The sequence below is a fragment of the Asprobacillus argus genome (genome assembly GCF_032248395.1).
GTDB lineage: Bacteria > Bacteroidota > Bacteroidia > Flavobacteriales > Flavobacteriaceae > Polaribacter > Polaribacter argus.
In genome coordinates, this window is sequence record NZ_JAVTTO010000001.1 from 110,932 (window position 1) to 129,280 (window position 18,349).

General features: G+C 34.0%; 22 protein-coding genes and 1 tRNA gene. 10 read left to right on the forward strand and 13 right to left on the reverse strand.

The window, feature by feature from the left end; genetic code table 11:
* Positions 1 to 45 precede the first annotated feature (45 nt).
* The 4 genes from RQM59_RS00505 to RQM59_RS00520 all read right to left on the reverse strand — a co-directional run bounded on the left by RQM59_RS00505 (position 46) and on the right by RQM59_RS00520 (position 4,975).
* On the reverse strand, positions 46 to 2,787 hold the full coding sequence (locus tag RQM59_RS00505) for a TonB-dependent receptor (protein ID WP_349240097.1): 2,742 nt from the start codon (positions 2,785 to 2,787) through the stop codon (positions 46 to 48).
* Positions 2,788 to 2,808: 21 nt separating this feature from the next.
* Complete coding sequence (locus RQM59_RS00510; RefSeq protein ID WP_349240098.1) at positions 2,809 to 3,654, reverse strand: GLPGLI family protein; 846 nt, start codon at positions 3,652 to 3,654, stop codon at positions 2,809 to 2,811.
* A gap of 119 nt (positions 3,655 to 3,773) precedes the next feature.
* Positions 3,774 to 4,613 (reverse strand): GLPGLI family protein, encoded by an 840-nt coding sequence (locus tag RQM59_RS00515; protein WP_349240099.1) that lies wholly within the window; start codon positions 4,611 to 4,613, stop codon positions 3,774 to 3,776.
* Positions 4,610 to 4,975, reverse strand: coding sequence for a hypothetical protein (locus tag RQM59_RS00520; RefSeq protein ID WP_349240100.1), 366 nt, complete (start codon positions 4,973 to 4,975; stop codon positions 4,610 to 4,612). Before RQM59_RS00520 ends, RQM59_RS00515 begins: the two co-directional genes overlap by 4 nt.
* A gap of 124 nt (positions 4,976 to 5,099) precedes the next feature.
* On the opposite strand from RQM59_RS00520, the gene RQM59_RS00525 reads away from it, so the two are divergent.
* The 3 genes from RQM59_RS00525 to RQM59_RS00535 all read left to right on the forward strand — a co-directional run bounded on the left by RQM59_RS00525 (position 5,100) and on the right by RQM59_RS00535 (position 7,992).
* The gene (locus tag RQM59_RS00525) at positions 5,100 to 6,638 is read left to right on the forward strand and encodes a sensor histidine kinase (protein WP_349240101.1); all 1,539 of its coding nucleotides are present in this window, start codon (positions 5,100 to 5,102) and stop codon (positions 6,636 to 6,638) included.
* Positions 6,631 to 7,311, forward strand: a complete 681-nt coding sequence (locus RQM59_RS00530; RefSeq protein ID WP_349240102.1) for a response regulator transcription factor — start codon at positions 6,631 to 6,633, stop codon at positions 7,309 to 7,311. The genes RQM59_RS00525 and RQM59_RS00530 overlap by 8 nt, the downstream gene beginning before the upstream one ends.
* 66 nt (positions 7,312 to 7,377) lie before the next feature.
* On the forward strand, positions 7,378 to 7,992 hold the full coding sequence (locus RQM59_RS00535) for a deoxynucleoside kinase (RefSeq protein WP_349240103.1): 615 nt from the start codon (positions 7,378 to 7,380) through the stop codon (positions 7,990 to 7,992).
* A gap of 79 nt (positions 7,993 to 8,071) precedes the next feature.
* Here the strand turns inward: RQM59_RS00535 and RQM59_RS00540 are convergent, their stop codons facing one another.
* The 4 genes from RQM59_RS00540 to RQM59_RS00555 all read right to left on the reverse strand — a co-directional run bounded on the left by RQM59_RS00540 (position 8,072) and on the right by RQM59_RS00555 (position 10,057).
* On the reverse strand, positions 8,072 to 8,374 hold the full coding sequence (locus RQM59_RS00540) for a hypothetical protein (protein WP_349240104.1): 303 nt from the start codon (positions 8,372 to 8,374) through the stop codon (positions 8,072 to 8,074).
* Positions 8,375 to 8,442: 68 nt separating this feature from the next.
* Positions 8,443 to 9,267, reverse strand: coding sequence for a mechanosensitive ion channel family protein (locus tag RQM59_RS00545; RefSeq protein ID WP_349240105.1), 825 nt, complete (start codon positions 9,265 to 9,267; stop codon positions 8,443 to 8,445).
* 14 nt (positions 9,268 to 9,281) lie between these two features.
* On the reverse strand, positions 9,282 to 9,482 hold the full coding sequence (locus RQM59_RS00550) for a hypothetical protein (RefSeq protein ID WP_349240106.1): 201 nt from the start codon (positions 9,480 to 9,482) through the stop codon (positions 9,282 to 9,284).
* A gap of 2 nt (positions 9,483 to 9,484) precedes the next feature.
* Positions 9,485 to 10,057: an RNA polymerase sigma factor gene (locus RQM59_RS00555; protein WP_349240107.1), complete on the reverse strand. Its 573-nt coding sequence runs from the start codon at positions 10,055 to 10,057 to the stop codon at positions 9,485 to 9,487.
* Between the two features lie 345 nt (positions 10,058 to 10,402).
* Here RQM59_RS00555 and RQM59_RS00560 point away from each other — a divergent pair, with 345 nt between their 5' ends.
* From RQM59_RS00560 to RQM59_RS00575, 4 genes are all read left to right on the forward strand, one after another.
* Positions 10,403 to 11,266, forward strand: coding sequence for a sigma-70 family RNA polymerase sigma factor (locus RQM59_RS00560; protein ID WP_105017184.1), 864 nt, complete (start codon positions 10,403 to 10,405; stop codon positions 11,264 to 11,266).
* A 100-nt stretch (positions 11,267 to 11,366) separates the two neighbouring features.
* Positions 11,367 to 12,026 carry a ribulose-phosphate 3-epimerase gene (gene rpe / locus RQM59_RS00565; RefSeq protein ID WP_349240108.1) on the forward strand — a complete coding sequence of 220 codons (660 nt, stop codon included), beginning with the start codon at positions 11,367 to 11,369 and terminating at the stop codon, positions 12,024 to 12,026.
* Between the two features lie 12 nt (positions 12,027 to 12,038).
* Complete coding sequence (locus RQM59_RS00570; RefSeq protein ID WP_349240109.1) at positions 12,039 to 12,902, forward strand: bile acid:sodium symporter family protein; 864 nt, start codon at positions 12,039 to 12,041, stop codon at positions 12,900 to 12,902.
* 3 nt (positions 12,903 to 12,905) lie between these two features.
* Positions 12,906 to 14,276 (forward strand): exonuclease domain-containing protein, encoded by a 1,371-nt coding sequence (locus RQM59_RS00575; protein WP_349240110.1) that lies wholly within the window; start codon positions 12,906 to 12,908, stop codon positions 14,274 to 14,276.
* Between the two features lie 8 nt (positions 14,277 to 14,284).
* Here RQM59_RS00575 and RQM59_RS00580 read toward each other — a convergent pair whose 3' ends face one another.
* The 5 genes from RQM59_RS00580 to RQM59_RS00600 form a co-directional block, all read right to left on the reverse strand.
* Positions 14,285 to 14,704, reverse strand: a complete 420-nt coding sequence (locus RQM59_RS00580) for a CBS domain-containing protein (protein WP_349240111.1) — start codon at positions 14,702 to 14,704, stop codon at positions 14,285 to 14,287.
* Between the two features lie 127 nt (positions 14,705 to 14,831).
* Positions 14,832 to 15,425, reverse strand: coding sequence for a zinc-dependent peptidase (locus RQM59_RS00585; protein WP_349240779.1), 594 nt, complete (start codon positions 15,423 to 15,425; stop codon positions 14,832 to 14,834).
* Between the two features lie 172 nt (positions 15,426 to 15,597).
* A tRNA-Arg gene (locus tag RQM59_RS00590) sits at positions 15,598 to 15,671 on the reverse strand.
* A gap of 6 nt (positions 15,672 to 15,677) precedes the next feature.
* Positions 15,678 to 16,124 carry a GatB/YqeY domain-containing protein gene (locus RQM59_RS00595; protein WP_349240112.1) on the reverse strand — a complete coding sequence of 149 codons (447 nt, stop codon included), beginning with the start codon at positions 16,122 to 16,124 and terminating at the stop codon, positions 15,678 to 15,680.
* A 41-nt stretch (positions 16,125 to 16,165) separates the two neighbouring features.
* Positions 16,166 to 16,615, reverse strand: a complete 450-nt coding sequence (locus RQM59_RS00600; RefSeq protein ID WP_349240113.1) for a retropepsin-like aspartic protease — start codon at positions 16,613 to 16,615, stop codon at positions 16,166 to 16,168.
* Positions 16,616 to 16,665: 50 nt separating this feature from the next.
* Between RQM59_RS00600 and RQM59_RS00605 the strand changes: the two genes are divergently transcribed.
* The 3 genes from RQM59_RS00605 to RQM59_RS00615 are packed head-to-tail and all read left to right on the forward strand — an operon-like array spanning position 16,666 to position 18,337.
* Complete coding sequence (locus RQM59_RS00605) at positions 16,666 to 17,430, forward strand: TatD family hydrolase (RefSeq protein ID WP_349240114.1); 765 nt, start codon at positions 16,666 to 16,668, stop codon at positions 17,428 to 17,430.
* Between the two features lie 3 nt (positions 17,431 to 17,433).
* A complete protein-coding gene (locus RQM59_RS00610; RefSeq protein WP_349240115.1) occupies positions 17,434 to 17,856 on the forward strand; it encodes a doxx family protein in 423 nt (140 codons plus the stop codon).
* 1 nt (position 17,857) lies between these two features.
* Positions 17,858 to 18,337, forward strand: coding sequence for a methylated-DNA--[protein]-cysteine S-methyltransferase (locus tag RQM59_RS00615; RefSeq protein WP_349240116.1), 480 nt, complete (start codon positions 17,858 to 17,860; stop codon positions 18,335 to 18,337).
* The last annotated feature ends 12 nt before the right edge of the window (positions 18,338 to 18,349 follow it).

An 18,349-nucleotide genomic window follows, 5' to 3' on the forward strand; every position in this document is an offset into this window, starting at 1 on the left:
ACCGAATCAACCACGAACAGTAAAAGGAGCGATTTAGTCAAACAATTATAGCGAGTATATAAAGCGTAGACTTATAAATCTAGGCTGAATAAAGTATTCTGTTGCACTAACTGAAATGTTTCCAGAACTACTATTTACCTGAGATCTTGTATCTAGTAAATTGGTAGCTTTTAACTGATACTCCCATTTAGCATCTCTATCCTTTCGGTAAGACAATGAAGCATCCCAGAATTCAAAATCATTTAGTTTTACATCTTCGTTGCTAAAACGTGTATAGGAATAACTAGTTTTAAAAGTTAATTTATTCCAGATGTATGCATCAAACTCAATAGATGGTGCATTCGTAAAGAACTTCGTTCTAGTTGTTCCCTGGTCGTTATCGGCAACTGTATATCGATATCTTAATTCAACATTCGGAGCTTTTCTAAAGTTAGTCCCAACTCGAACATTATATGTTTGATTATAATTCTCATTGATCGAAACTCTATTGTTAATCACTTGATTAAACTTGGTATACGTTACACGACCATCAAATGTTGTTCTAATCTTTCTAAATGACTTTTGCCATCTGAAAAAACTAGTTAATGATTCATCCGCAAGATCTGAATTAAAAGGAGTTCTAATAGAAACAACACTTCCTGGCTGAAAGTTAGAGCTTGTTCTAATTCTATCTATATTCTTATTATAGTTTATTGTAGCAATTACATTCGTATAATTGAACATGTTAAAACTAAAATAACGTAAACTTAAATTATGAGCAATAGCACTTTCTAAGGCCTCTACTCCCGAGAAAATGGAATTATACCCATTTAACACCAACCCATTTGCGATTTGATTGACATCCGTAAATTGAGTTTGCATTGCATAATTAAATGATATGTTTTCACTTTGCTTTAATTGCAATCGCACATTAAAATCAGGTAATAATCTTGTAAAGTTGTCTGTAAAGCTTGACGCGATTTGCGTATTCTTAGCACTGTACGCATGGGCTGTAAAACCAGGTGTTACTGTGAATTTACCCGCCTTGAATTGGTAATGTACTCCTAGGTATACATCCGAGAATGTATATTCGGTGTCGTTAATATTCGAAGCATTTGCAATCCCGGTAAGTGCGGCATCCGGAGTCGGATTAAAGATACTTCCATTGTCTAAATTTTGGAAGATATTCGAATTAAAATCTTGTTTACTATATATAGTTCCCAAGGTTAAATTGATATTGCTCTTGGTATTCAATATATTCCAGTAGTCTACCTTTGCATCTACTTGATTCGATTTTACTCTTTTATTCTGAGAAATATTATACGACACCTGACTTCCATCTAAGCCTAAAGCGCTTGCCGTATTGTCATATGGATCTGTATTGCTTAAAGGATCGTTCTGTAAAATAGCATTGTAAAAAGGATCTTCATCTTGAATTAAACTTTGCACTTCTAAAGCAAAAATGTTAGTTTCATTCAGCGTATAATAATAGTTCAAATTCTGACTCAGACTGAAAGGAGTAGCCTCATCTACTTGACCTATATTTCCAATAACAGATGAATTGAATGCCTGATCTTGTCTTTCTTTTGATACTCTACCTAATAGATCATAGTCTAACTGGTTATTGATATTTGGTTTATAGCTAGCACTTAATTTAAACAATCCTAAGTCACTTCTTTGATCCGTAGCACTTTGTGTATCTTCATCTGGAATCCCAAGATCCGCATCGGTATAGGTAACAGAACGGTTTTCTTGTAATTGATTTCTATTGGTTGAATAAATAGCAAAACCACTAAGGTCTAACGTCTTTTTAGGTGCATAACTAAAGTTTAATGCTCCAAACTTCGTTTCAATATCCTTAGCTCTATTGTTTTGTAAAGCCAAAAACCCTAAGCTATTATTACCTAAACTAATATTAGTTCCGCTTCTTTGGCTAGGCCTTCTAAAACCTCCTGTAAAATTGAAATAGTCTCTTCTTGTAAATGCTACTTCTCCAGTATTATTTAAATCCCCAATAACATTTAAACTATATTTTGGACTGTAATAAAACAGCTTGGGTTGCACGATATACAACGACTTATCGGTTGCGTCTCCACCCCCGGCAGTCACAGTTCCAAACCAGAAGTTTTTCTTGCCATCTTTTAGCTTTATATTTAGAGCAATCCTATCTTCATTATTCTGAACTCCTCGCAATTGATTTACATCTCCATAATTCTTTAATACCTGAATTTTATCTACTGCATTTGATGGGATATTCTTTGTGGCCAATTTAGAATCACCGTCAAAGAAATCTTTCCCTTCCACCATCACCTTTTCTACCTTTTTCCCTTCAATTTCGATCTCTCCATCATCATTTATTTCTATCCCGGGAATCTTCTTCAATACGTCTTCTAACTTCCGTTCGGAGCCATTCTTAAAAGAATCAGCATTATAAATAATGGTATCTCCTTTGATCGTAACTGGCATTTTAGAAACAATATTAATTTCATCTAACGTATTGTCATATTGTAATGTCACATTCTTAACAACATCTACTTCTTTGGTTATAACGGTCAAGTCTGCAGCTTTCATTCCTACATAACTGATCTTTACATTATAGGTTGTATTCTTCTTTAGATTTAATTTATAACGCCCCTTTGAATCCGTAAATCCATAAGATGCCATTTTTTTGGTTGCTTTATTGATTGCAATCACATTTGCCATTTCTAACGGTCCGCCTATACTATCTTTTACGACTCCTGTTAGCTTTACCTGAGCACTAGTAATCCCTGTAACCATCAATATGGTTAGTAATACTATTTTTTTCATTGTGTGTCTTAATTATAAACTTTAGTTTCCTCGACCTCTTCCTCCACGGCCTCTACCGCCTCTTCCTCTGAAACGCTCTCGCATTTCCTCAGTCTTTTCTTTTATGGTTTTATTGTATTCCTCTCTTGTTACTTCTTTACCTTTTGTAGGTGCTTTAATAGCTTCCTTTTCAGTTGGATTGATGACAATCTCTGTGCACAACATGGTGGTTCTTCCTGCATTTATTTCTAAAATTAATCCCGGCAATCCTCCAAAATCGTCTGGACCATTGCTTACTGGAATCTGGGGTGTATACCATGCTGTTACAAAAGTGGTTTTAACTTTATCTTTCTTATCGGTATTGGTAGAATCTTTCTTTTGATTGTTTCTACCCCTTCTTCTAAAAACCGTCCAGTCAAAATCGTTATTTACCTTGGTCATGGTAGCCTTATAACAAGTATACTTTCCAATTTGTTTGGTTTCAGAACCTAATTCCCATTGTGGCTGTTCTATTTTTTCTTTGATCAAAAATTTCTTTCCAAAAAATTCTGTCGATTCAATCATTTCGCCTTGTCTCGTATTCTTATAGGTTACCCCAGCAGAAAACCCTCCAAAGCGTCCAAAGCCTCCTCGACTTCCTGGTGCTTCTAATTTAGCATCTTCCTTATAGGTAGACTCAGATTGTGTAAAGTTTAGAATAAAGGTTTTCTCGAGGAAATTCTTCATTCGATCCTTAATTTGTTTTTTTCGCTGTTCAGACATTTCATTTCCAAAAGCACTCATATCTATCGTTGTTTTGGACATATAAACGGCTTTGCCTTGAAATGTTTTTTGAGAAAAAGTAGCTACCGAGACCAGTAGAATCAAGAGTGTAATAATTCGTTTCATGTTTATTGACTTTAGTTTTTACAAAATTACCGCTATTAAAAAGTAGTAAGACTTAAAAAAAAGCCAAAAGTTTAATCTTTTTTAAAAAAAATTAAACAAATTAACATGTGTTTATTTTTTTACCCTCCAATTCTGATTTCAATTCCGTTCCCATCTCCTCTTTTAGATCTAAAACGTTCCATCATTTCTTTCGACTTTTTTCTAGAGATTTCTTCAAACTTTTCACTGTTTACTTTTTTGCCTTTTGTAGGTTCGATAATTTCAATCTTTTCCGCAGGGTTTAAGACAATTTCCGTACAAGCAATAGTCAACCTTCCATCATTTATTTCCAGTATTAACCCTGGTAACCCCCAGTAATTCCCTGGCCCATTGTTAATCGGAACATCTGGTGTATACCATGCTGTAGTTGTAATTGTTTCCATCTTTTTAGATTCTTTCATCTCTCCATCTATCATGGACATACTTATGTTTTCTTGTTCTCTTTCATATATTGCTTTGTAACAGGTATAGTTTCCAATATTCTTTGTTTCTCCTGTCATTTTCCAGTCATATTGTATCAATGAGTCTTTGACTAAAAATAGTTTTCCCATTAGATCTGTTTTGTTTGCAAATCTATTTTCTTTAATGTTCTTGTAAAGTAGATCGTTTCCACCTCCGCCACCAAAGCTCATTACCATCATTCCACCACCACCTGGTTGAGGAGCTGGAGAAGATAGTTTTACATCTTCTTTATAAGTGGATTCTGTTTTGTTAAAATTTAGGACGAATGTTTTTTGAAACATTTTTTTCATACGTTCTTGCAATTGTTTTTCCATCTCTGGTGTCACACCATTTTGTCCCTGGCCACCAATTTTGACATTGGACTTTCTGTACGTCTTATAGATCGCTTTTCCAGAAAACCCCTGTGCACTTAACGCCACACTTAGCATTAAAGCTATACCTGCTAGTAGTACTCTCATTTTTTATTATAGATTTTATTAGACATTCTTTTTATTGCTTTGATCGCTTTTTCAGCTCTCGCAATAAGTAATTCGTAATTTTTAGAAACATCACTTACCTTTGCACTCATATTTGTAGCTACTTTTGAAGTATTCTTCTTTGATGTGTTCAATTGTATTTCCAAAGAAAATGGTGTTTCAGGATCATTCTCTTTAATGATCTCTCTTACGTCCTCCCAATTGATTGCTTCTAATTCCTCGACACTATCCGCCGAAAATTTTAAAGAGTTTATAGCTACCGTTGTATTTACATCAGTCTTTTCAGATTGAGAAAACATCGATAGTGATGTCAAAAGACATATACATATGATTAGTTTTTTCATGTAAGTGATTTTTTTTTGATTTTACATTACAAATATGAAAAGCTTATGAAGCAAACAAGGTTAATGAGTGTTAACGAGTGTTAAGCGATTATTTTAATAGACCTTAACTACTTACCTTTGAGGGATGAACACGAAAAAATTTAGCTGGATTTTTTATTTGATTGCTACGACTATTATCGTAACAATTGCTGTTCAGTTCTATTGGAACTACAATAACTATTTGAACAACAAAACTCGAATTTCTAATGAAATTCAGATCAGTCTGGATAATGCGGTAGAGGAATACTACAGTAATCTTTCTAAGGAAAGTTTTTTTGCCATTATAGGTTCTGCAGATTTTAAAGGCGACTCTTTAAGAACTAATGTAATGTTCGAGGATCTTTGGATAAATGACACAGCTAAGAATTCTAGGAAAAAATCTAAATTTAAAATCAATTCCATTGAAATTAAAACGAATAATAAAAAGGAATTTGAAGAATTTCCTGTTATTTTAGACTCAATATTTGGGAATGAACTAAATATAAACAACGCTTTAAAGGCAAGGCACAAACGTATGGATTTAACATCCAGCTCGGGTGGTGTTCGAATCTACACTGGAAAAAAAGCTGTGGACAGTTTAAAATTGGTAAAAGGAATACAATCTGCGTTTATAGCATTCGAAACAGATACATTAGACCTCACATTACTAGACTCATTATTTCTCAAACAACTTGATAACAATAATATAAAGAGTAATTATACTTTAGAGTTTTTTAGAAAAGATTCTTTAATCAATAAAACGCCTAATCTATCTGGTAATTTTGCGTTGCGTAAAATGGCTAAATCTACGTATTTAAAGCCTAATGAGAAATTATTGGCTATGTATGAAAATCCGTCTTATGAAGCCTTAAAAAGAAGCTCAACTGGAATATTATTATCATTTTTATTATCGCTGACTGTGATCATGAGTTTGTTTTATTTATTGAAGATCATTAGAAAACAAAAAGAGCTGGCAGAAATAAAAAACGACCTGATAAGCAATATTACACACGAATTTAAAACACCTATTGCCACGGTTTCAACGGCTATTGAGGCCATCGAAAACTTCAATGCGATTGATGATAAGGAAAAGACCAAAAGATATATTTCAATGTCTTCTGTACAATTGAAAAAATTAAATTTGATGGTTGAGAAGTTGTTAGAGACCGCCACTTTAGATTCCGAAAATCTAATACTCCAAAAAGACCCTACGGACATTGTTGAATTGGCGAAGAAAATAGCGGATAAACATAGGATCATAGATACAGAAAAAACAATCAATTTTTCTTCTAATATTGAGGCATTACCTATTAATGTGGATGTTTTTCACATTGAAAACGCAATCTCCAACTTGATTGATAATGCAATTAAATACGGGGGTGACTTTATTGAAATAAATGTGAATTCCATCCTACACCAAACAGAGATAATTATTGCTGACAATGGACAAGGAATAGAAAAGGGTCAGCAAGAAAAAATATTTGACAAGTTCTATCGAATTCCAAAAGGAAATACCCATGATGTAAAAGGTTTCGGTATAGGATTATACTATACCAAGAAAATTGTGGAGAAGCATGGCGGAACTATTTTATTAAATACAGACAAGCAAACAACTTTATTCAAAATCACCTTGCCTAATGGATAATCTTATCAAAGTGCTATTAGCTGAAGATGAACCTAGTTTAGGTCAAATTATCAAAGAGAGCTTAGAAACCAGAGACTTTAACGTAATACATGCTAGTAACGGAGAAGTTGCATATGAATTGTATCAAAAAGAGGAACCTGATATCTTGGTGTTAGATGTCATGATGCCTAAAAAAGATGGATTTACACTTGCTCAAGAAATACGAAAAGAGAACAAGGCTATCCCTATTATATTTTTAACTGCTAAATCTCAAACACAAGATGTCCTAGAAGGTTTTCATATTGGTGGGAATGATTATTTGAAGAAGCCTTTCTCTATGGAAGAATTGATTGTTAGAATAAAAGCGCTTCTGGACAGAATAGCGCTCACCAAAAACAACGAGCATCTTCCTTTAGGGGATTATTCTTTCAATTATACCAAACAAAAGCTTTTGTTTCAGGAAGAGACCATCCTATTAACGCATAGAGAATCCGAACTTCTGTATCATTTGTATCAACGGAAAAATGAAATTTTGGATAGGGCTTTCATTTTAAAAAAACTATGGGGCGATAATGACTTCTTTAATGCTCGGAGCATGGATGTATTTATTAGCAAATTACGAAAGAAACTTCATAAGGATCCAAAAATTCAAATTCTAAACGTTCGAGGATTTGGTTATAAACTCCTAATTTAATTCTCTTCTAATTCTAAATTTTGTGTACCTTTAACGTCCTTATCAAACTTAGAATAATTAGAAGATATGCACGTAGCTATTGCCGGAAACATTGGCGCTGGAAAAACCACCTTAACAAAGTTATTAGCAAAACATTACAACTGGAAACCGCACTTTGAATCGGTAGATGAAAACCCTTATTTGGATGACTTCTATGGTGAAATGGAGCGTTGGTCCTTTAACTTGCAAGTGTTTTTCTTAAATAGTCGTTTTCGTCAGATATTAGAATTAAGACAAACAGGAAAGAAAATTATTCAGGATAGAACGATCTATGAAGATGCCCATATTTTTGCGCCTAACTTGCATGCCATGGGATTAATGACCAATAGAGATTTTAGTAATTATAGTTCTCTATTTGAACTTATGGAAAATTTAGTCACTCCACCAGACCTATTAATCTATTTACGAGCAGACATCTCTACATTAGTTGGACAAATTCATAAACGCGGTAGAGATTATGAAAACTCTATTAGCATTGATTACTTAAGTAGATTGAACGAGCGCTATGAAGCTTGGATTAGCACTTATAAAAAAGGCAAACTATTGATCATTGATGTCGATGATCTTGATTTTGTAGAGAATCAGGAAGATCTAGGATACATTATTGACCGGATAGATGCCCAAATAAACGGATTATTTTAAAAATTAAAAAGACCATCTTACAGATGGTCTTTTTTGTGAATCCTAAACTCACTCCATAGATAGATGCCCCCAACAACTATCATATATTTATCAATACATTAATCTTTCCATCGATTCTTTTCATTACGTGCTTATTCTTTCTTAGAATCATATTAAGTGCTACTAAAAAAGCAAACAGAATCAATAATAGGAATTTGGAAATCCTTGTAAAATCATTTTCTATTTCGGCAACAGCACTCATGTAAAAAACGATTCCCATAAGTATTATAAAAGATACGACCACAACCCTGGTTAATCCTTTTAAATTCGTAATTGCCTTTTTTCGCTGTTTGATCTCTTTTCTTAAAGCTTGAAATTTTCGCTCCCTCTCTTGAAAATTCATCTTAAAAACTTTGTTTGTTATTCTTTTGACACAGACTTTTTAAAGAAGTCACATATAAAAAGAAAAAATTACGCTAAAATTTCAATTTTTGTATCGGCCACATCTTTAATCGGAACAACTACTTTACGTTCAGCCGTTTGTAAAATCATACAAATATTATCTATAGAGATAATTACACCCTCTAGATCATCCATTCTTATTTTTTGACCTATTTCCAAGTTCTTTCTAGAATAATATCCGAATAACAATCGTTTAATGACATCTCTAGAACCTAAGCCAAATGCGATTGTAAAGGATAACAATACCGATCCTATAACGAGCGTCAAATTCTGTTTAATAACTGAGGTATCTATTCCAGCCTGATCTAAAGCTGCTAAAGAAATGAAGACAACGATAAGGTAGAAAGCTATATTTGCCACCAAATTCCCGCCGGTAAGTTCCAAAGATTTGAACATGGTTTGAATTGCTTTCTTTGCCACCGTTCCAATATATACTCCTCCTACAAAGATGATCAATGCTGTAAGTAAACTTGGTAAGTATGCAATAAAACTGCTAATCCCTTGAGAAACGATTCCTAACCCAAAAAGATCAGCTCCTACCAATACAAAGATTAAAATCAACAGCCATTTTAAAACCCCTAAAATTACATTTGTCAATACAATATTGATAGTGGTATTTCCAAAAATTTCTGTTTTGCTTAATTTTTTAGACCATTCATCAATTTTGGTTTTGTTTAGCGCTTTTCTAACAACATATAATAATAATTTAGTTAGCACCCATGCCAAAAGTATAAACCCTAAAAAGTATAAAACCTTGGGTAATCCAGATAACATTTTATTCCAAATGCCTTCTAAAGAAGACAAATCCGTTTGTAATGGTAGTAGTAGTTTCATAATGTGTGTATTTATTAGTCTTTATCTTTTGGTTTCTTTTTATTCTTTTTTGAATTTAAAGTTAATAATGATTCTACAGTATTAGGGTACTTTATCACGAATAAGTCCGCAACATCAATGGTAAGCTTGATCATCGCAACATCGTTGATCACCTTTTTCTTAAGTACCGCTGGTACTTCTTCCTGATGTAATATTTTCTTAAATGGATTCTCCATAATTATATTTCGTGATACACCTTAACTATTTTCTCCTTCGCTCTTTTTAATCGCATCTTTACTGCGCTTTCTCCAATCTCTAAAATTTGAGATAATTCTTTGATAGACATGTCGTCTTGATATTTCATCAATAGGATCACCTTATCATTAGGATCAATTATTTCCATAGCTTTCGCCAGCTTATCCGATTTTAACTCGAATAAGGTAGCATCGTCTATTTCGTCCACTGCGCTATCGTTCTCTTTAATTACGTCAGATACAACAGTTACTTTTTCTTTTTTCTTATGACTATTTCTCTGTACATAATTCACACAAAAATTGTAGGTGAACGAATACAGCCAAGTTGAAAATTTCGATTTCCCTTTAAACGTTCTTAATTTTATAAATAATTGGATAAAAACATCATGCGTTAAATCTTCCGCCTCTTCTTTCGACTTAGAAAAACCATAACACTTATTATAGACTACGCCAGAAAACCTGTCATATAAAACAGCAAACAAATGTGTATTATTTGTTTCCACTATTTTATAAACAAGCTCTTCGTCTGTTAATTCAATAGAATTAGTAGTCTTCAAATACTGTTATAGTTAGTTTTATAGTTCTCCAATTACCTTTTTGACACAAAAAAAGTAATCAAGTCACATTAAAAATCGTAATTAATTGACAATCAGTAAAATTTGGGGAAATCAATGGAGGAAAAACTAAGATGACAGACGCCCCCCAACGCCCATCAATACTTACATTAATATATGTTAATACTGCAAATATATTAATGTTTTAAACAATTGACAACAAGTAAATTATTTTTTTTCATTAAAAAAAAGATCATATTTAATAACCTTTTTGTAACATTTATAGACATCTCTACGTATAACCTTATGTAACACATTTACAAATCATAAAATACCGATTGATATTAGATGAGACAACTTAAAATTACAAAGCAGGTTACTAATAGAGAAACTGCATCATTAGACAAATACTTACAGGAAATAGGAAAGGTAGATTTAATTACTGCCGATGAAGAAGTAGAATTAGCTCAGCTTATTAAAGCCGGAGATCAAAGAGCTCTGGAAAAATTAACAAAAGCCAATTTACGTTTTGTGGTATCTGTTGCCAAACAATATCAAAATCAGGGATTAACATTACCCGATTTAATTAATGAAGGAAATCTTGGATTGATCAAAGCAGCAAAACGTTTCGATGAAACAAGAGGTTTTAAGTTTATCTCTTATGCTGTATGGTGGATTCGTCAATCTATACTACAGGCTTTAGCAGAGCAATCCCGTATTGTTCGTTTGCCATTAAATAAGATTGGATCTATTAATAAGATCAACAAAATGTACGCTTTCTTAGAGCAAGAAAATGAGCGCCCACCAAGTGCTGAGGAAATTGCTAAGAAATTAGACATGACTGTAAACGACGTAAAAGAATCTATGAAGAATTCTGGTCGTCACGTATCTATGGATGCTCCTTTAATTGAAGGTGAAGATTCGAATTTATATGATGTATTGAATTCAGGAGAATCTCCAAACCCAGATAAAACATTACTGCACGAATCTTTGCGTATTGAAATTAACAGAGCTTTAGAAACATTAACTCCTCGTGAAGCAGATGTAGTAAAACTATATTTTGGATTAGGTGAACACCAACCAATGACGTTAGAGGAGATTGGTGAAACATTCGACTTAACAAGAGAACGTGTTCGTCAGATCAAAGAAAAAGCAATTAGAAGATTAAAACACACGTCAAGAAGTAAAATCTTAATGACATATTTAGGATAATCTTTTTGTAAATATCTTATTGAAAACTCCCGAAAATAATTCGGGAGTTTTCTTTTTTATATGTTTATTTTTACGAATATAACACAACAACAAACTACGAATGAATAAACTAATTGCTCCTTCTATTTTAGCAGCCGATTTTGGCAACTTACAACGTGATATCGAAATGGTAAATAATAGTGAAGCTGACTGGTTTCATATTGATATTATGGACGGTGTTTTTGTCCCTAATATTTCCTTTGGAATGCCTGTATTGAAAGCAATATCTGCTCATGCAAAAAAAACGGTGGACGTACATTTAATGATCGTTGACCCTGACAGGTATATTCAAACATTTGCAGATCTTGGAGCCAATGTCCTTACTGTGCATTATGAAGCTTGCACACATTTGCACAGAACGGTTCAAGCAATTAAAGCGGCAGGTATGAAAGCGGGAGTGGCATTAAATCCTCATACACCTATTGCTGTTTTAGAAGATATTATTGCTGATTTGGATCTGGTATGCATCATGAGTGTGAATCCTGGTTTTGGAGGGCAATCGTTTATAGAAAATACCTATAAAAAAGTAAGTCAGCTCAAACATTTGATCGAATTCTCAGAGTCTAACGCCCAAATTGAAATAGATGGTGGTGTCACAGATCAGAATGCCAATGCCTTAATTGAGGCCGGAGCAGATGTACTAGTAGCAGGAAGTTTTGTATTTAAAAGTAATAATCCCCCGGAGACCATAAAGAATTTAAAACAAATTATCAACTCTTAAAACTTTATCACCATGGACTCTACATCTGCAATTATTCTAGCAGTTTCTCTGGCAATTATAATGCTAGGTATGGGATTATCATTAATAGCCGAAGATTTTAAACGTATATTTCTAGAACCAAAATCTATTCTAATCGGTTTAACCAATCAGCTTATTCTATTGCCACTTATTGCGTTTGGATTAGCTTCAATATTTCCATTACAACCAGAAATTGCAGTTGGAGTTATGATTTTAGCTGCGTGTCCCGGAGGTGCTACGTCGAACCTTATTGCGCATTTAGCGGGTGCCGACACGGCCTTATCTGTCACCTTAACTGCCTTTAGTAGTTTTATAACCATTCTAACTATCCCGTTCATCGTTAATTTTTCTTTAGAGCAGTTTTTAGAGGAAAGTAATATGATACAATTGGATGTGGTGCAAACCTTCCTACAAATATTAATGATCATTATCATTCCAATCACTATCGGAATGCTCATCAGAAAATATAAAGAGAACTTTGCTTTAAAAATGGCGAAGCCTGTTCGAATTGCATCTGCATTAATTTTGATTCTGGTGATCGTTGGTATTATTATTAAAGAAAAAGATACACTTGCCGAATCTTTTCAGCAGGCTGGATTGGTGGTAATCACTTTAAACCTTGTGGTAATGTTTGTTGGATATTATTCTGCAAAAATGTTCAGTATCAACAATAAACGAGCCTTGTCTATTGCCATTGAATCGGGTATTCAAAATGGTACTTTAGGGATTACAGTAGCTGTTGTATTATTAGGCAGCTCACAATTTGCAGTAGTATCTGCCATCTATGGTGTATTGATGTTCTTTACGGGAGCAGCAGCCATTTACATCGGATCTCGTCAACGTAAAAAGCAACCATAAACATTGTATTCAATTGTCGATATAGAAACTACTGGCAATGGATATAAAGGTTCTAAGATCACTGAAATATCCATCTTTCTTTTCGATGGAGAGCAAATAATGGATGAATATACCACATTGGTCAATCCCGAGTCTACCATTCCTGCATTCATTACGAATCTTACTGGTATTACTGATGCAATGGTACGAACGGCTCCTAAATTTTATGAGATCGCTAAAAAAGTTCAGGAGTTTACAAAAGACACCATCTTTGTAGCACACAATGTAAATTTCGACTACAATATTATACAATCAGAATTCAAAAGTTTAGGGTTTGATTATAAACGAAAAAAGTTATGTACGGTTCGACTTTCTCGTAAGATCATTCCAGGACTTAATTCATATAGCTTAGGAAATATTTGTTCGGCAGAAGGCATACATATTGCCGATAGACATAGAGCCAGGGGCGATGCAGAAGCGACTGTTGAGTTGTTTCGAAGGTTGGTACAGCGAGATGATAGCTTTATTATTAATAGCTTCTTGAATCCAAGATCAAGACAAGCAACATTACCTCCGCTTCTTGATAAGCATATTGTAGACAATCTACCCGAAACACATGGAGTATATTATTTTAAGGACAGTCAAAATGATACGATCTATGTTGGGAAAGCCAACAATATAAAACAGCGCGTGATTAGTCATTTTTATAATAAAAAGAAAAAGGAGGTCACCATGTGTTTGGAGACTGCCGATGTCACCTATACTGAGACAGGTAGTGAGTTGTTAGCTTTATTATTAGAATCAGCGGAAATTAAGAACATATACCCTAAATACAACAGAGCACAACGAAGAGCTGGCGAAGCAGTAGGATTATTTTCTTACGAGGATCAAAAAGGGATTATTCATTTAGCCTATAACCGGTTAAAATTAGTACCCAATGCGCTGATGAAATTCTATTCACTAGCAGAATGCAGAAGTGTTTTAGAAAAGATTTGTGAAGAATTTGAACTGTGCCCTAAATATTGTCATCTACAAACCAATGTGAATGCATGTTTTCATTATCAAATTAAGCAATGTAAGGGAATTTGCTCTGGAAAAGAAGACGTAACATCTTACAACAACAGAGTGAAACTAGCGATACAATCTATAGGGTTGCAAGTTGATAATTTAGTTATCAAAGAAGCGGGTAGAACAGAAAATGAAACTGGTTTTGCTCTGGTTACTGATGGTATCTATAGAGGTTTTGGTTACGTAGATGTTTCTCAACAACTTCTTGAACCAGCAGACTATCTGTTCTTTGTACAACCTCAGCAAGACAATAGAGATGTACAACGTATTTTGAGTGCTTATCTAAGAAAAGAAGAGGCTTCCAAAGAAGCCCCTTCACAACACTAGGAAAACTATTAAAATTGATCTAATAAAAAGTTCATTAGATCGGTAGTGGTCACTATACCCACTAATTCGTAATTCTGTACTACCGGTAATGCATGAAACTCATTTTTCGATAAAATTTCTGCCACTTCCTTAATGGTAGTCTCTGGAGAAACTTTTACCAGATTCTTGGCCATTACCTGCTCTACTGTGAACATATTAAAAACGACTGTTTCTACATCATTCTCTCCTTCATCTACCGTATCTGCATAGCTTACTCTTAATAAATCCGTATAGCTAAGCATTCCTATAATTTCTTGGCCACTAACTACTGGGATATGTCTAATTGAATGTTCCTTAAACAAACTCTCAGCATTTGTCAAATCATCTGTATGATTAATAGTCACTAAGTTTTTGGTCATTATTGCGGAAACAGGTGTTCTTTTTTTCATCTCTTTGGTTTTAAATTCTATATCAAATTTCGAAAAGAATAACTATGAAAAAGATGATTTTTGTCATGAGAGATTAGGTTTGTTTTTACTATTATAAATAGATTGACCAATAAGAAAAATGTTATTCTTAACACGAGTTGTTCAGCATCTTTCTTATAATATTATATACATCTGGCAATAATTTTTTAAAGACCTCAGGAGATTCAAAGTAATATTCCAACAGAACAGCTATGAATTCAAAAGAATTTGTGAAAGCATACTTTCTTATGTATCCCAAGTTCTTAATATGATGCAAGTTCTTTCCTACTGAAAGATAATCCAATAGTTCATCTACGCCAGAAGAAAACACTATTGCTCCAGAATCATTGGACTTTTTAGAATGAATGCTTAAAACATGTGCAAATTCATGAATTCCTAAGTGAAGATTGTCATTTTCTATTTCTATTCCTGCTACTACATCTTTCCATGAGAATACTACAATTCCCAGCATGGGATTAAACTCTCCCTTGTGCAAAGCTTTGTTCATTTTTGAATGAAAGACATCAGGGTAGATTATAATTTTATTAAAGGTGTTTGTAAGGTAATGACGCATTCCAAAGGTCATCATAATATAAATAGACCCAAGAATCACTTTACAGTTATCCGTTACCTTACTACTTGCATTATAATGATAAAAGTAGTTGGAATTATAACGTCTGTCAATCCCTGAAAATGATGAAATTTTAAGCTCACGGAATAAGGTATGGCTATATTGTAGTTAATTTGTTATTGCATACAAATAACGTTATGCTAGAATTAGCTTCGCTGATCCTACAAAGCTCCGCTTTGAAAATAAAAACCTCTCAAAATCAAAAAAGCAAGCTTATTGATTTTGCTTGCTTTTCATTTATTCGTGACCCTGGTAGGATTCAAACCTACAACCGCTGGAGCCGAAATCCAGTGCGCTATTCAGTTGCGCCACAGGGCCTTTATATTAACCTAAATTCTTCCGAACTATAGTAGAAATAGTCTTACCGTCCGCTTGTCCAGCTAACTGCTTAGAAACAATTCCCATAACTTTCCCCATATCTTTCATACCTTCAGCTCCCACTTTAGCGATAGTTGCTATCACCACTTTTTCAATCTCTTCTTCAGATAAGGCCTCTGGTAAAAATTGCTCTAATACTGCCGCTTCAGCCAATTCTGGATCAGCAAGATCTTGTCTTCCTTGCTCCACAAATATAGTAGCGCTATCTTTACGTTGTTTTACTTGCTTTTGAATGATCTTCATCTCTTGATCTTCCGTCAACTCCCCTGCTCCAACTTCAGTTTTAGCCAACAAAAAAGCTGATTTTAATGCTCTTAATGCTTGTAAAGCAACTGCATCTTTCGATTTCATTGCTGCTTTCATCTGCTCCATTACTTGTTTTTGCAAACTCATATGCTTTATTTTTTGAGGTACCAAAGATACAACTCTGATACTTATTTTTTTACTCTTTTTAAATACAATATCTTCTTGTTATAGTCGATAATTGCTTTTCCTCTTTCCAATATATCAGCACCAATAATTCCATGTACTTCTTTCGCTTTCTGCTGCGTTAACGCAGAATTCACGTGTACGAGATCAAACAATACGAGGTGGCATTTCTTGGTTTTCCAAAAACCAATCTTTAATTTGTTATTCTTAGACTGTTGCGTTTCCATATCTGTTGCACCGGCTCCTGCTGCCTTGGTTTCACTTTCCTCAGCTTCTAACTTAAAGTGTTCTATTAAATCCAATCCAACACAAGAGTTTGAGGCGCCAGTATCTAAAATGAATCGTCCTTTTACACCATTAATCTCGGCTTTAAGTTCTAGGTGATTTGTTATGATCTTTGTTAACTTAATAGAGATATATCCCTTTTCCTCTAATACTTTTTTTAGACTTGCCATTTAGCTGTATTTTTATGCGCTGATAAACGAAATGCAAAAATACGCTTTTAATGATTACAGATACCCATACCCATTTATATTCTGAACAGTTTGATGAGGATAGAGGCAATATGATTAAAAGGGCCAAAGAAATTGGAGTTTCCCGATTCTTCATCCCTGCCATTGACAGTTCTTATACAGAGCGAATGATGGATTTGGAGAAAAATTATCCTGATGATGTATATTTAATGATGGGATTGCATCCAACATCGGTAAAAGAAGATTTTCAAAACGAATTAGCCGCCGTAAAAGAATGGATTGATACACGTGATTTTGTGGCTATTGGTGAAATTGGAATTGATTTATATTGGGACAAAACATTCCTACCACAACAACAAGAAGCGTTTAGAACACAAATACAATGGGCAAAAGAAAAAAAATTACCTATTGTTATTCATTGTCGAGATGCTTTTGATGAGATCTTTGATGTTTTAGAAACTGAAAAAGGAGAGGGTCTTTTTGGTATTTTTCATTGTTTTACCGGAACTCTGGAACAAGCGCGTAGGGCTATTTCTTTTAATATGAAGCTCGGAATTGGCGGTGTGGTTACTTTTAAGAATGGAAAGATCGATCAGTTCTTGGATCAAATAGATATTAAACATATTGTCGTAGAAACGGATGCTCCTTATCTGGCTCCTACACCCTATAGAGGTAAGCGAAATGAAAGTGCTTACATTTCTCAAGTTGTAGCAAAATTAGCTGATATCTATGGATTGAGTTTCGACAAAATTTCCGAAATTACCACCCAGAATTCAAAAGAAGTTTTTAAAAAGTAACTAATGGTTAAACAAATACGTGTTTCTGATTATACTATCTTATCAGTTTCCATTGGATTGGTCTATCTATGGTTTGGAATCTTAAAGTTTTTCCCTGGAGGAAGTCCTGCTGAAAAATTGGCCCTGGATGTTATAAATTGGCTCACGTTTGAGCTCATTCCTGAAAACATATCTATTGTACTGTTGGCGCTTTGGGAGAGCCTAATAGGGATATTTCTTATTGCCAATATTTTCAGAAAACCTGTTCTTTATTTAGCATTGGTCCATATGGTTTGCACCTTTTTACCATTGTTTATCTTTACAGAAAGGTCATTTACAGAATCTCCTCTTAGTTTTACATTGGTAGGTCAATATATCTTTAAGAATATTATTATTGTAAGCGCGTTATTTCTTTTATTAAAACAACATAAAATTCGAACAGCATAAATTGAATACTTTAACGACATACTACAAAACACCTATAGGAACTGCTGAAATTATTGGAGATGATCAAGGTATCCAATCCGTGTCTGTTTTAGATCAAGATATTGAAACCTCTGAAAACACTCCCGAATTTGCCCAAGAATGTGTGCAACAATTGGATGAATATTTTGCGGGTAATAGAACTAATTTTAATTTAAAACTAAATCCACAAGGCACTGACTTTCAACAATCAGTGTGGAGAGAACTATTAAATATTCCCTTTGGCAAAACCAGAACGTATCTAGAACAAACCAAAAAGATTGGTGACCCAAAAGCCATTCGTGCTGTAGCATCCGCCAATGGCAAAAACCCTATTTGGATTATTATCCCTTGCCATCGTGTTATTGGCTCAGATGGGTCATTAACTGGTTATGCAGGTGGTATATGGCGAAAGAAATGGTTGCTAGAGCATGAAAGCCCTGTAAAACAGCAGTCCTTATTTTAGACTATTTTAGCT